We start from the raw sequence: 13,207 nt of genomic DNA on the forward strand, positions 1-13,207 counted from the left end.
CCTAAGCCCGGAGCCGGTCGCGCAAGGCGAATTTCTGGATCTTTCCGGAGGGGGTTCTCGGCAGCGACGGCACGACCTCCAGCCGTTCCGGCCAGTACTGCTTGGCCATGCCGAGGCCGGCGAGGTGGCCGCGCATGTCGTCGAGGGTGAGCGGCGGGTCCGCCGACGGGTCCGCCGCGACGAGGATCGCGCAGGCGCGCTCGCCCAGTCGCGGGTCCGGGTAGCCGACGACCGCCACGTCCTTGATGGAGCGGTGCCGCAGCAGGGCCGCCTCCACCTCCACGACGGGGATGTTCTCGGCGCCCCGCATGATGACGTCCTTGACCCGGCCGGTGATCCGGATGCCGCCGAAGCCGTCCTCGCGGGCCAGGTCGCCGGTGTCGAACCAGCCGTCCTCGGTCGTCGACTCCGCGTACACCTCGGGGCGGCGGAAGTAGCCGAGACACTGGGCGGCGCCGCGGACCTGGAGCAGGCCGGGCTGCCCGGCGGCCACCGGCTCGCCCTCGCGGCCGACGATCCTGACCTCCATCCCCGGTACGGGGGTTCCGTCGCTCTCGGCAGCGCGCATCGCCGGGTCCTCGGGACGGGTGATCGTCACGCAGCCGTTCTCGCTCATGCCCCACAGGGCGTACAGCCGGCAGCCGAGGACCTCCCGCGCGTCCTCCACGAGGAGCGGCGCGATCGGCGCGCTGCCGGTGGCGAACGTCACCAGCGAGGACAGGTCCCTCGGCGAGTCGCGCTGCGCCTCGATGAGGTCGGAGAGGAACGTGGGCGCGCCCATGAAGAACGTGACCTCGTGCTCCTCCAGGATCCGCAGCATCACGGCCGGGTCCCACGCGTCCACCTGCACGGCCGTCGCGCCGAGGATGAGCGGCATGACGAAGTTCCAGGTGTATCCGGCCTGGTGGGTCGTGGGGGAGCCCATCGCCGTCACTTCCCTGATGGTCAGGTGAAGCACGTCGGCCTGCGCCCTGTTCATCGCGTACAGGGTGTTGTGGCTGTGCACGACGCCCTTCGGCTCACCGGTCGTGCCGGAGGTGAACACGATCTGGGCGGGGTCGTCGGGTCCGGCCTCAAGGGCGTCGAGGGCCTCGACCTCCTCGGGGGAGGGCTCGGGGCCGAGCAGGTCACGGTCGAAGTCGAGCGCCCCGTCCATCCCCTCACTACCGTCGTCGCCGAGGAGCACCCGGTGGCGCAGGCCGGGGACGGCGCGGGCGACCTCGGCGCTCATCTCCGCGTACGAGAAGCCGCGGAACCCGGCCGCGGCGATGTAGACGGGACTGGCGGTGAGCCGGGTCATGAACTCGACCTCGCGCCTGCGCATGATCGGCACGACCGGGCCCGCCACGGCGCCGATCCGCGCGCACGCGAGGATCGACGCGACGAGCTGCCACGAGTTGGGCAGCTGCAGGGTCACCACGTCGCCGCGGCCCACGCCCAGCCGCGCCAGGCTCGCCGCGAGGCGGTCGACGCGGTGGGCGAGCTCGCTGTAGGTCACCGTCTCGGGGACGCCGTCGCGGTAGCAGACCAGCGCGGGCTTGTCCGGGTGGCTGGCGGCGGAGCGGCGGAGGTCGTCGAGGACGGTCTCGTCGCGCCACCAGCCGGCGGCGCGGAAGTCGTCCTTCGTCAGGTCCTTCATCGGGGGTCCCTCCTCGGCCTGCCGAGGGCCGTCCTGGCCCGCGCGGCGACGGCCTGCGGGGTGACGCCACCCCGCTCCAGGAGATATCTCTGGCCGCCGGAGACCGGTACGAACGCGTCGGGCATCGCCACCCGGTGCACCCTGACCGGCAGGAGCTCGGAGAGGCTCTCGGCGACGGCGGCCCCGAAGCCCCCGGCGCGCCAGTGCTCCTCCACCGTGACCACGACGCCGGTCGTGCCCGCCGCGGCGGCGAGCGTGTCCGTGTCCAGCGGCTTGACCGTGTGCACGTGGATCACGGACGCCGCGATGCCGTCGCGCTCCAGCAGGTCGGCGGCGTCGAGGGCGGCGAGCACCGGGTACGGGCCGCAGGCGGCGAGCGTGACGTCGCCGCCCTCCCGCAGGGTGCGCGCCTTCCCGAGCCGTACGGGCGGGCCGTCGGGAAGGTCGGGGGTGGCGTTGCGGCCGAGCCTGAAGTAGACGGGGCCCGGCAGGGTGAGGGCCTGGCGGAACAGCTCGTCGGTGGTGGCCGCGTCGGCCGGGACCACGACGGTCATGTTCGGCAGGTTCCGCATCACGGCCAGGTCCTCCAGCGAGTGGTGGGTGGGGCCGAGATGGCCGCCCGACACCCCGGAGTGGGTCGCGGCGATGCGGACGGGCAGGTTGTTGAGCGCGATGTCGACCTTGACGGCCTCCAGGGCCCGGGTCGAGGCGAACGCCGCCATCGTGTTCACGACGGGAACGCGCCCCTCCTTGGCGAGCCCGGCCGCGGCACCCATGAGGGTGTGCTCGGCGATGCCCAGGTTGACGTACCTGTCGCTCGCCTCGCCGAAGTCGACCCCGCTGAACAGGCCGGTGTCGCTGTCCAGGCAGACCAGCCGCTCGTCGTCCGGCATGAGTTCCACGAGCACGTCCCGGTAGACCTCACGGGACGAGCGCGTCTTCGCTGTGGTGGCGGTCATCGCCGCTCTCCTTCCGGGTTGGCGCGCGGGCTTTCCGGGGTGGCGGGCCGGTCCTCCGAGGTGGCGCGCAGGGCGGAGAGCGCGCGGCGGTGCTGCCGGTCGCCCAGCTTGGCGTAGTGGCTGCGCGCCTGGCCCTCGATGAAGGGGATTCCCTTGCCCTTGACGGTGTGGGCGATGATCAGGGTGGGCCGCCCCGGCTCCGGCGGCGTGGTGAACGCCGAGGTCAGCTCGGCGACGTCGTGGCCGTCCACCTCGTGGACCCGCCAGCCGAAGGCCCGCCAGCGGTCGGCCAGCGGTTCCAGGTCGCCGACGGACTCCGTCTCGCCGGTGATCTGGAGGCGGTTGCGGTCGATCACGGCGGTCAGGTTGTCCAGCCCGTGGTTCGCGGCGACGCTCGCGGCCTCCCAGACCGAGCCCTCCTGGAGCTCGCCGTCGCCCATGACCACGAAGCAGCGGCGCTCGGAGCGGCCGAGCCTGGCCGCGAGCGCCACTCCGACGCCCAGCGCCAGGCCGTGGCCGAGAGAGCCGGACGGCATCTCCACGCCGGGAATCTCGGCGTGGGGGTGGGCCATGAAGGAGCTGCCCGGCAGCGCGTAGTCGGCGAGCCGCTCCTCGGGGAAGAAACCGGCCTCGCAGAGGGTCGCGTAGAGGGCGATGCCCGCGTGTCCCTTGCTCAGCAGCAGCATGTCGCGGTCGGGCGCGCCCGGGTTCCGGGGGTCGACGCGCATGATCTGGAAGTACAGGGTGGCGAGGACCTCGACGAGGGACATGGAGCCCCCCAGGTGCCCGCCCTCGGGACTCGCGCACATGTTCACGATGTGTTCCCTGATCCGGCCGGTCACCGCGGCCGGATCGGCCGTCTCACCCGCCGGGGTCGCACCCGGCAGGATGGAGGTGCTGCTCATGTCTGCTCCTTTCGCCTCGGTCATTTCGGGCAAGAGCCTTGGTCGGCTACGGATGCGGGCCTCGTCTCGGTCGGTTCGGGTGCGGGCCGGTGGAGTCGAGACCTCGGTCGGTTCGGGTGCGGGCCTACGGTGGAGTCGAGGCCCCGGTCGGTTCGGGGGCGGGCTTACGATGAAGTCGAGGCCCCGGTCAGTTCGGGTGCAGGCCGGTGAAGTCGAGCCCGAGGGACTCGGGCAGGCCGAGCCGGATGTTCATGCACTGCACCGCGTTCCCGGAACCGCCCTTGACCAGGTTGTCCAGGGCCGCGATCACCGTCACGCCGTCCGACTCGGGGTCCAGGGCGAAGCCGACGTCGCAGAAGTTGGAACCGGACAGGATCTTCGCGTCCGGGAACCGGTGCAGGCCGCGCCGCTGGGCGACCACGCGGACGAACGGCTCGTCGGCGTACCGCTCCCGGTAGACCGAGCGGATGTCCCGCTCGTCGGCGCCGTCGGCGAGGCGTGCCCTGCACAGCAGCTGCACCCCTCGTACGGCCTCCACCCCCGTCGCCGTCATGCGGACGGGGAGCCCGGTCGTCTGGGAGATCTCCGCCTCGTGCCGGTGCCGTGTCGGGGCGAAGACCCTGAGCGCGCCACTGCGTTCTGCGTGCAGGTTCTCCGAGCCCGCGGTCGCCCCGGCGCCGCTGGAACCGGTCCTGGCGTCGACCGTTATCTCGTCCCTGATCAGCCCGGCCTCGGCCAGCGGGGTGAGCCCCAGGATCCCGGCGTTCGCCATGCAGCCGGGCACGCTGATCCGGTCGGCCGTGCGCAGGCGTTCCCGGTGGAACTCCGGCACGCCGGGCACGAAGGTGCCGAGAAGGTCGGTGGCCTCGTGCCGGACCCCGTAGTAGTCCTCGTAGGTGTCGGCGGACCGCAGCCGGAAGTCTCCGGACAGGTCGATGATCGTGCCGGCCCTGTCGAGGAACTCCGGCATCCGGCGCATCGTCTCCCGGTGCGGTGTCGCCAGGAACAGCACGTCGTAGTGGTCGAGCTGGTCCTCCGCGCAGAAGGCCAGCCGGGTCCTCCCCCTCAGGTTCGGGTGGGCCCCGTCGATCTGGCGGCCTTGCAGGCGCCGCGAGGTGGCGGCGGCCAGCTCGACCTCGGGGTGGGTGGTCAGGATGCGCAGGAGCTCGCCGCCGATGTAGCCGGCGGCCCCGACGACCGCGGCGCGTGTCATGTCTCTCCTCTCGCGATGAGATGGGCCGCGATGGCGTCCGCCACGTCGACCCTGGAACCGTGGGCCTCCTGGAAGCCCCTGAACTCCACCCGGTCGTTGACCTCAAGCACGGTCAGGTGCCCGTCCACGTCCTCGATGAGGTCGACGCCCGCGATGTCGGTGCCGACCGCCTCGGCGGCGGCGACCGCGAGCTTGGCGTGGACGGGGCCGAGCGGGCAGTACTCGCTCACGGCGCCCCGCGCCACGTTGGTGCGCCACTCCTCGCCCCGGCGGTAGGTCGCGCCGAGCGCCTCGCCGCCCACGACGAGCACGCGGAGGTCCCGGTCGGCCTTGGGCACCTGCTCCTGCAGGTAGATCACGTGCGACTGCGGGGAGGGGAGGGCGGCGACGTGTTCGAGTACGGCCGTCGCCACGGCGCGGTCCGCGACCCTGGTCACCAGCCGGCCCCATGAGCCGACCAGCGGTTTGATCACGGCCGGGTAGCCGATGTCGTCCAGCGCGTCCAGCGCCGCTTCGGTCGTCATCGCCAGCGCGGTCCTGGGCGTCGGCAGCCCGCGGTCCAGCAGGGCCGCCGACGTGTGCCACTTGTCGCCGCTGACGTGCGTGGCGGCGGCGCTGTTGAGCACCGTCACCCCCGCCGACTCCAGGGCGCTCGCCGCGTAGAGGGCGCGGAAGTGCCCGACCTCGCGATTGAGTACGAGGGTGGGGCCGGTCCAGGCCGAGCCGTCCGCGACGAACAGCGACCTGGGGTCCAGGTGCTCGAATCCGGCGCCGCGTCGTTCGAGGGCGCCCATGATGCTCTTCTCCTCGAACCGCACCCGTGAGGCGAGGACGGCGAGGTGAGATGCTACGGAATTCATGGCACGGCTCCCTCGGCTACTCGCCCCAGTCTTCTTCGACGTCCGGTGCCAGCGTGAGGGTCGGAGGCTGGACGGAGGCGATCTCCAACTCGCTCCGGCAGTCCACGCACTCGACGATCTCGCTCACCCTGGCGTCTCCGTCGATCGTCACCTCGGCCGCGCACTCAGGGCATTCCGGGCCGTTCACAACCTTCTGCATGAGCTCATCCCTGTTCGTAGTTGTCCGAGATTGTCTTATAAACCGTAACCCCATTTCCCGTGAAATTGCTAATAAGTGCTTTTACTCGAAATGAACGGCGCTGCTTATGAGGTGTTCTCATAACACGAGGCTATTACCTCATAAGCATCGCTTCTTGGGTAGGGGCCGAAAAATGGCATGCCGGATGACTAGGCTCTTCAGTGGTGATTGTTTGCCTGCTTGTTCGGCATCATCGGAAGTCACCGAAAGTCACTGGAAGTCACCAGAAGCCCCCGGAGATCTTCAGAGGATCTCCAGAAGTCTCCAGAAGGAGGGGTAATGCGAGGGATCGCAGAGAGTCCGGCCGTCGACGGCGACGGCGCGCACCCGGCTCCATCTGATCTTGATTTCGATTTCGGAACCGCCGAGCGTACACCGGGCGAGGAGTTCGCGGCGGCCGTGAGCGCCGCCGGAGAGCGAGCCGGTCAGCGGACCGGTGAGCGGGGGGATCTGGTGGTGCCCTACGGCGTGCACCTGCCCGCCGCGTTCCCGCTCTTCGCGTCCCGCCCCCGCTACCCGGTGCGTCACCTGCTGAAGACCGCGCCGGTGGCCGACGGCCCGGCGCCCTACGTCCACGAACCTCCCCGGGGAGAGCTGAGCGAGTCGGGAACCTCCTACGCCGCCACCCCCGAGGCGGCCTTCGCGCCGAGGATCGAGCGGGCGCGGCTCACCGACCTCACCGTCTCCGTGCCGCTGCCCGAGGGGATCCTCGGGGAGCCCGCGCTGCTGGCCCCGTACGTCGACTACCGCGTGCTCGTCCGGCTGTCGGTGGCGGAGAACGAGGCGCTGCTGCACGGCACCGAGGACGGCGCGATCACCGGGCTGCTCCGGCTGCCCGGCACCCGGAACCGGAAGACCGGCCTCGGCCTTGAGGAGGCGGCCACCGAGGCCGCCGCCGAGGTGGAGGAGACCGGCGGCTCGTGCGACGGCATCGTCGCCCACCCCGCCGTCTACTGGGAGATGGTCAGGACGGGCATGCTCGGCCGGCTGGCCGTGGCCGGGATCACGGTGTCGAGGACACGCATGATCCCGAAGGACACCCTGCTCATGGGGGACTTCCGCGCCGCGTTCACCCTGCTGCTGCCCGGCACCTCCTCCATCACGCTGCGCCGGGGCGCCGGGCCCGGCGGCGCCGACCTCGTCGAGGCGAGCAGCCGCGTCGGCCTCGCCGTGCACCTGCCGCAGCACCTGATGACGCTGTCGTGGGGCGGCCGCCATGGGTGACCCGCGGATCCTGTACATCACCGGGTGGATGCGGAGCGGCAGCACCCTGCTGGGGAACGTCCTCGGCGAGCTCCCCGGCGTCCTGCACGTGGGCGAGCTGCACTACCTGTGGCGCAACGGCGTGCTGAACGCCGGCACCAACTCCAGCTGCGGCTGCGGCAGGGACCTGACCGCGTGCGACGTCTGGTCCTCGGTACTCGGGGCCGGCGGCACGGCACAGGCCGGCGCCGCGCGCCGGATGGCGATCCTGCAGCGCTTCCTGCTGCGGACCCGCCACACCAGGACCCGCCTCACGGAGGCCCAGGGCAGGACGCCGACGGCGCCCGGCGTCGTGGAGGCGCTCGGCCGCACCGCCGACATCTACCGGACGCTGGCCGCGAACGGCGGCGAACGCCTGATCGTGGACGGCTCGAAGTACCCCGCCGAGGCGGCCGCGCTGCTGGGGCGTACGGACCTGGACGTCCGGGTGCTGCACATGGTGCGCGACCCCCGAGCGACGGCGTTCTCCTACAAGAACGCCAAGGAGTACATCGACCCGATGAGCCCCGCCCGCAGCAGCGGCTACTGGAGCGCGTTCAACGTCGCGTCGGAGCTCGTCGGCTCGGCCGCCCCCGACCGGTACCTGCGGGTCAGGCACGAGGACCTCTGCGACCGGCCGCGAGAGGTCGTCGAGCGGGTCATGCGGTTCGCCGGGCTGGCGGGGGAGCCGCCGGTCGACGAGACCGGCCTGGTCTCGCTCCGGGAGAACCACACGGTGACCGGCAACCCCGACCGGCTGTCCAAGGGCGACACCCGGATCCGTTCCGACGAGCGCTGGCGCACCGCGCTGTCCGCGCGGGAGATCGCCGCCGCGACCGCGGCGGCCCTGCCGGTGCTCACCCGCTACGGGTACCCGCTCCTGCCGACCAGGTAGGTGACCGCGGGAAACACCCCGTTCCCGCCGACCAGGCGGACACGAGAGTTAGGGAGCCATATCTCATGGACCTTCGGCTTAAAGGGCGCGTGGCCCTGGTGGCGGCTTCGAGCAGCGGGCTCGGGCTGGCCGTGGCCAAGACCCTCGCGGCGGAGGGGGCGCACGTCTCGATCTGCGGCCGTGATCCCGCCAAACTGGCCACGGCACACGTCGAGGTCAACACGATGGGGACGGGCGAGGTGCTCAGCACCCCCGTCGACCTGCGCGACGAGCGGGCCGCCGCCGAATGGGTGCGGCGGACCGCCGACACGTTCGGCGGGCTGGACATCGTGGTGACCAACTCCGGCGGGGTCCCCTTCGGGCCCGTCGACGGCTTCCAGGTCGCCGACTACCGGGCGGCCATCGACGGGAACCTCCTGCCGCACGTGAGCGTCACCCTCGCGGCGCTGCCCTTCCTCAGGAAGGGCGGCTGGGGCCGCATGCTGATGATCGCCTCGGAGTCGGTGCGCCAGCCCCACCCGGAGAGCGGCCTGTCGTCGGTGGCCCGGCTGGGCCTGCTCGGCTACATGAAGGGGCTGGTGCACGCGCTCGGCGCGAACGGGGTCACGATCAACATCCTCGCCCCGGGTTTCCACCGCACCCCCATCCTCGACGAGCAGTTCGGCGCGGACGTGGAGACGGAGATCGCCCGCGTCGCCGAGCGGATCCCCCTCGGCAGGATCGGGGACGTGGAGGATTTCGGCGCGCTGGCCGCCATGCTCGCCAGCGACCAGGCCTCGTACGTCACGGGCACGGTTTTCGTGGCAGACGGAGGCAACACCCGCGGCATCGGCTGAAAGACCGGACCGTCGAGAAACGCTGAGGAAACGCTGAGAAGGAGCGAAAGATGTCCGTACTCGGACACGTCGCCAGCACGCGGAAGGCGGCACTCTACGTAGTCAAGATAGGGAGCGCGAGTCTCGACCACGACGCGCTCTTCGACGAGGTGGCGCTGCTGCGCCGGCGCGGCGCCCGCGTGCTCCTCGTCGCGGGCGGCGCGGCCGGCATCACCCGGCACTACGCCGACATCGGCCGCCCGGTCAGGACGCTGAGCCTGCGGGGCGACAGCGAGGTGCGCTACTGCCCTCCCGAGGAGATGCCGCACATCGTGGACGCGTACGAGCGGGTGACGCTGCCGCGCGTGCGCGAGGCGCTCACCTCGCGCGGGCTCACCGTCTTCACCTCGGTCGCGCGGGACGGGGCGCTGGTGAGCGCCCAGGCCAACCGGCCGCTGCGGGCCGTGCGGGACGGCAGGACGACGGTGGTCCGCGACCACCGGGCGGGCACCGTGACCGGAGTGGCCGCGGACCGCCTCGGGGTGCTGCTCGACGCGTTCGACGTGGTGTGCCTCTCGCCGCCCGTCGCCGACGGCGCCGGCGGTTCCGCGCTCAACGTCGACGCCGACGTCCTCGCCGCCGAGCTGGCCAACGCCCTCGCCGCCGACCACCTGCGCCTCGTCACCGGCACGCCGGGCCTGCTCACCGATCCCGAGGACCCCGGGAGCCGCCTGGCCGACGTCGTACGCGGCGAGGGCGAGCGGTTCGCGCGGGGCCGGATGCGGCAGAAGGTACGCGCGGCGGAGATCGCCCTCGACGGGAGCGCCGACGTCGCGATAACCGGGCCGCACGTCCTGTCGCCCGCGTCGGGAACGCGCTTCTGGCGCGCCCCGGCGCCCGCGCCGGACCTGTCGCTCCTCGCCCGCGCCGTGGAGATCTCCTCGGTGTCGGCCGACGAGCGGGAGCTCGCCGAGTACCTGGCGGACTGGTGTACGGAGCGCGGCGTCCACGCGGAGATCGACGAGGCCGGCAACCTCGTGGCCACCCGAGGCTCCGGCGACCGGCGGCTGCTCATGCTCGGGCACCTCGACACCGTGCCGCACCGGTGGCCGGTGCGCTGGGACGGGCTGACGATCACCGGCAGGGGCTGCGTCGACGCCAAGGCCAGCCTCGTCGCCTACCTGGAGGCCCTCGCGGAGATGGACGTGCCGAGCTGGGCGCAGGTGCGCGTCATCGGCGCGGTCGAGGAGGAGGTCACCTCGGCGGGAGCCTTCCACGCCAGGGACCACTACCCGGCGGACGCGGTGGTCGTGGGCGAGCCCAGCGGCGAGAAGGCCCTCACCATCGGCTACTACGGCCTGCTCAAGGTACGGCTGCGCGTCAGCCACAGCGTCGGCCACACGGCAGGGCAGGGGGTCACCACCGCCGCCGACCAGCTGGTGGACGTCCTGAGCCGGCTGCGCGAGGAGATCGGCAAGGCCGACTCCCAGGCGCTGGTGGCCGTGCTCGGCATCCACGCGGTGAACGGCGGGGACGTCCAGCTGGGCGAGACCGTCGTCGACGTGCGGGTCCCCCCCACGCTCGACCTCGAACACCTCGTCGAGCTCGTCCGCCGGGTCGCGGGACCGGTCGTCGTAGAGGTGCTCCGCGCCACGCCCGGAGTGATCACCTCCCGTACCAGCCCGCTCGTGAAGGCGTTCTCGCGGGCCTTCAGGGAGGAGGGCGTGGCCCCGAGGTTCCTCGCGAAGAAGGGGAGCAGCGACATGAACACCCTCGCCACCACCTGGCGGGGGGTGCCCATGGTCGCCTACGGCGCGGGTGACTCCGCGCTCGACCACACACCGGACGAGCACCTCGACGCCGAGGAGTTCAGGCGGGCCAGGACCGTGCTGTCCAGGGCGGTCGCGAACTGGGTGGAGGCGGGCCGCCCACCGGCGACGCCAACCACGCCAGCCACGCCAGCCACGTCGGCCACGCCGCCGGGCGGGACCGGTGAAGGCGCCGAAGGTGCCCAAGGTGCCGGGGCCGCCGTCGGCGCCCGGCCCGTCGAGGGCGCCGGGGCCGTCGGGACCGCTGGGGCCGTCGGGACCGCCGAATCCGCCACAGCCGCCGAGTCCGCCGAGTCCGCCGCAGCCGTCGCAGGAGAGAGGACACCACGATGACAACGACCGTCGTCGACGAGACCGCCGGCCACGCCTACCAGCTGTCCCACCTGGACGCGCTGGAGGCGGAGGCCGCCCACATCTTCCGGGAGACGGCCGGGGAGTTCGACCGGCCGGTGATCCTCTTCTCCGGGGGCAAGGACTCCATCGTCATGCTCCACCTGGCGCGCAAGGCGTTCGCCCCCGCGCCGGTCCCGTTCCCCTTGCTGCACGTCGACACCGGCCACAACTTCCCCGAGGTCATCGGCTACCGGGACCGCGTCGTCGCCGAGCACAGCCTGCGGCTGGAGGTCGCCTCGGTCCAGGAGCTCATCGACCGGGGCGAGCTGGCCGAGCGGCCCGACGGCTCGCGCAACCCGTTGCAGACGGTGCCGCTGCTCGCCGCCATCGAGACGAACGGCTTCGACGCGGTCTTCGGCGGCGGGCGACGGGACGAGGAGAAGGCCCGTGCCAAGGAGCGGGTGTTCTCCCTGCGCGACGACTTCGGCGGCTGGGACCCGCGACGGCAGCGGCCGGAGCTGTGGAACCTCTACAACGGACGCCACTCGCCCGGCGAGCACGTCCGGGTGTTCCCGCTGTCGAACTGGACCGAGCTGGACGTCTGGCAGTACATCCTCAGGGAGGGGATCGAGCTCCCGCCGATCTACTTCGCGCACGAGCGGGAGGTCTTCTCGCGCCGGGGCATGTGGCTCGCCCCCGGCGACTGGGGCGGCCCGAGGGACGACGAGCCCGTGGAGCGGCGCCTCGTCCGTTACCGCACGGTCGGCGACATGTCGTGCACCGGCGCCGTCGACTCCGGCGCCGCGACCCTGGAGGCCGTCATCGAGGAGATCTGCTCCTCCCGGCTGACCGAGCGAGGGGCCACCCGCGCCGACGACAAGCTGAGCGAGGCCGCCATGGAGGACCGCAAACGGGAGGGCTACTTCTGATGACCACCACACTGCTGCGCTTCGCCACCGCCGGATCCGTGGACGACGGGAAGTCCACCCTCGTCGGCCGGCTGCTGTACGACTCGAAATCGATCCTCGCCGACCAGCTGGAGGCGGTGGAGACGGCCTCGCGGAAACAGGGCCGGGAGACCGCCGACCTCGCGCTGCTCACGGACGGCCTGCGCGCCGAGCGCGAGCAGGGCATCACGATCGACGTCGCGTACCGCTATTTCGCCACCGCGCGCAGGCGCTTCATCCTCGCCGACACGCCCGGCCACGTGCAGTACACCCGCAACATGGTGACCGGCGCCTCGACCGCCGAGCTCGTGCTCCTCGTCGTCGACGCCCGCAACGGCGTCGTCTCGCAGACCAGGCGGCACGCCGCCGTCGCCGGGCTCCTCCGCGTCCCCCACGTCGTGCTGGCCGTGAACAAGATGGACCTCGTCGACTGGGACGAGGGGGTGTTCGCGGCGATCGCCGAGGAGTTCACCGAGTACGCGTCCGGCCTCGGGATCGGCGAGGTGACCGCGATCCCGATCTCCGCCCTCACCGGCGACAACATCGTCACCCCCTCGCCGAACATGGACTGGCACACCGGTCCCACGATCCTGGAGCTCCTGGAGACGGTGCCGGTGGGCGTCGACCCCTCACAGGGGCCCGCGCGGCTCCCCGTCCAGTACGTCATCCGGGCGGACGGCCACCGTTCCTACGCCGGGCAGATCTCCAGCGGCATCCTGCGCGTCGGCGAGCGCGTCACGGTGCTCCCCGGCGGGCGGACCTCCACGGTGGCCGCGATCGACGTGCTCGGCGAACCGGTCGACACGGCGTGGGCGCCGCAGTCGGTCGCCGTACGCCTCTCCGACGACGTCGACGTCTCCAGGGGTTCCCTCATCGCGCCGGAGGACGAGGCGCCCGCGCTCACCCAGGAGCTGCGCACGACCACGTGCCACCTCCACGAGCGTGACCTGCGCGTCGGGGAACGGGTCCTGGTCAAACACGCCACCAGGACGGTCCAGGCGGTCGTCGAGGGCATCGCGCCCTCCGCCGCCCTGGGGGACCTGAGCTGCGCCCCGGACGCGGACGGTCTCGCCGTCAACGAGATCGCGAGTGTCGTGCTGCGTACCACCGACCCTCTCGCGGCCGACCCCTACGCGCGGTCCCGCGTGACCGGCTCGTGCCTGCTGATCGACCCGGCGGACGGGACCACCCTCGCCGCGGGAATCGTCGAGGAGACGCTCGCGAAGTGAGGTCACCCGGCGTCTTCAGGGTGGGTCACCCGGTGGGAACCTTCAGGTCCTTCGCGACCGTCAGGGTGATTCACCCGGCGTCTTCAGGGTGAGTCACCCGGTG

At 72.0% G+C, this 13,207-nt stretch carries 12 protein-coding genes; 6 read left to right on the top strand and 6 right to left on the bottom strand.

Translation table 11 applies throughout. The annotated features are described in order from the left end of the window. Nucleotide 1 precedes the first annotated feature (1 nt). The 6 genes from ACSC1Q_RS13060 to ACSC1Q_RS13085 form a co-directional block, all read right to left on the bottom strand. Nucleotides 2–1,639 carry an AMP-binding protein gene (locus ACSC1Q_RS13060; RefSeq protein WP_436758945.1) on the bottom strand — a complete coding sequence of 546 codons (1,638 nt, stop codon included), beginning with the start codon at nt 1,637–1,639 and terminating at the stop codon, nt 2–4. After that, nucleotides 1,636–2,598 (bottom strand): transketolase family protein, encoded by a 963-nt coding sequence (locus ACSC1Q_RS13065; RefSeq protein ID WP_436758946.1) that lies wholly within the window; start codon nt 2,596–2,598, stop codon nt 1,636–1,638. The genes ACSC1Q_RS13060 and ACSC1Q_RS13065 overlap by 4 nt, the downstream gene beginning before the upstream one ends. Further along, the gene (locus ACSC1Q_RS13070; RefSeq protein WP_436758947.1) at nt 2,595–3,503 is read right to left on the bottom strand and encodes a transketolase; all 909 of its coding nucleotides are present in this window, start codon (nt 3,501–3,503) and stop codon (nt 2,595–2,597) included. The genes ACSC1Q_RS13065 and ACSC1Q_RS13070 overlap by 4 nt, the downstream gene beginning before the upstream one ends. Nucleotides 3,504–3,690: 187 nt before the next feature. Then, nucleotides 3,691–4,716: an N-acetyl-gamma-glutamyl-phosphate reductase gene (argC, locus tag ACSC1Q_RS13075; protein ID WP_436758948.1), complete on the bottom strand. Its 1,026-nt coding sequence runs from the start codon at nt 4,714–4,716 to the stop codon at nt 3,691–3,693. Next, nucleotides 4,713–5,576: a RimK family alpha-L-glutamate ligase gene (locus ACSC1Q_RS13080; RefSeq protein WP_436758949.1), complete on the bottom strand. Its 864-nt coding sequence runs from the start codon at nt 5,574–5,576 to the stop codon at nt 4,713–4,715. The genes argC and ACSC1Q_RS13080 overlap by 4 nt, the downstream gene beginning before the upstream one ends. Nucleotides 5,577–5,592: 16 nt before the next feature. Next, nucleotides 5,593–5,775, bottom strand: coding sequence for a lysine biosynthesis protein LysW (locus tag ACSC1Q_RS13085; protein ID WP_350968125.1), 183 nt, complete (start codon nt 5,773–5,775; stop codon nt 5,593–5,595). A gap of 318 nt (nt 5,776–6,093) precedes the next feature. On the opposite strand from ACSC1Q_RS13085, the gene ACSC1Q_RS13090 reads away from it, so the two are divergent. From ACSC1Q_RS13090 to ACSC1Q_RS13115, 6 genes are all read left to right on the top strand, one after another. Continuing rightward, nucleotides 6,094–7,038 (top strand): family 3 encapsulin nanocompartment shell protein, encoded by a 945-nt coding sequence (locus ACSC1Q_RS13090; protein WP_436758950.1) that lies wholly within the window; start codon nt 6,094–6,096, stop codon nt 7,036–7,038. After that, entirely contained in the window at nt 7,031–7,951 is a 921-nt protein-coding gene (locus tag ACSC1Q_RS13095; protein ID WP_436758951.1) for a sulfotransferase, read from the top strand. Before ACSC1Q_RS13090 ends, ACSC1Q_RS13095 begins: the two co-directional genes overlap by 8 nt. 65 nt (nt 7,952–8,016) lie before the next feature. Further along, nucleotides 8,017–8,787 (top strand): SDR family NAD(P)-dependent oxidoreductase, encoded by a 771-nt coding sequence (locus tag ACSC1Q_RS13100; RefSeq protein ID WP_436758952.1) that lies wholly within the window; start codon nt 8,017–8,019, stop codon nt 8,785–8,787. 50 nt (nt 8,788–8,837) lie between these two features. Further along, a complete protein-coding gene (locus ACSC1Q_RS13105) occupies nt 8,838–10,928 on the top strand; it encodes a M20/M25/M40 family metallo-hydrolase (RefSeq protein ID WP_436758953.1) in 2,091 nt (696 codons plus the stop codon). After that, entirely contained in the window at nt 10,925–11,857 is a 933-nt protein-coding gene (gene cysD, locus ACSC1Q_RS13110) for a sulfate adenylyltransferase subunit CysD (protein ID WP_436758954.1), read from the top strand. The genes ACSC1Q_RS13105 and cysD overlap by 4 nt, the downstream gene beginning before the upstream one ends. After that, the gene (locus tag ACSC1Q_RS13115; protein WP_436758955.1) at nt 11,857–13,104 is read left to right on the top strand and encodes a sulfate adenylyltransferase subunit 1; all 1,248 of its coding nucleotides are present in this window, start codon (nt 11,857–11,859) and stop codon (nt 13,102–13,104) included. Before cysD ends, ACSC1Q_RS13115 begins: the two co-directional genes overlap by 1 nt. Nucleotides 13,105–13,207: the final 103 nt, after the last annotated feature.

Origin of the sequence: Streptosporangium heterodermiicola, assembly GCF_051390675.1 — a bacterium.
In the GTDB taxonomy this organism is placed as follows: domain Bacteria; phylum Actinomycetota; class Actinomycetes; order Streptosporangiales; family Streptosporangiaceae; genus Streptosporangium.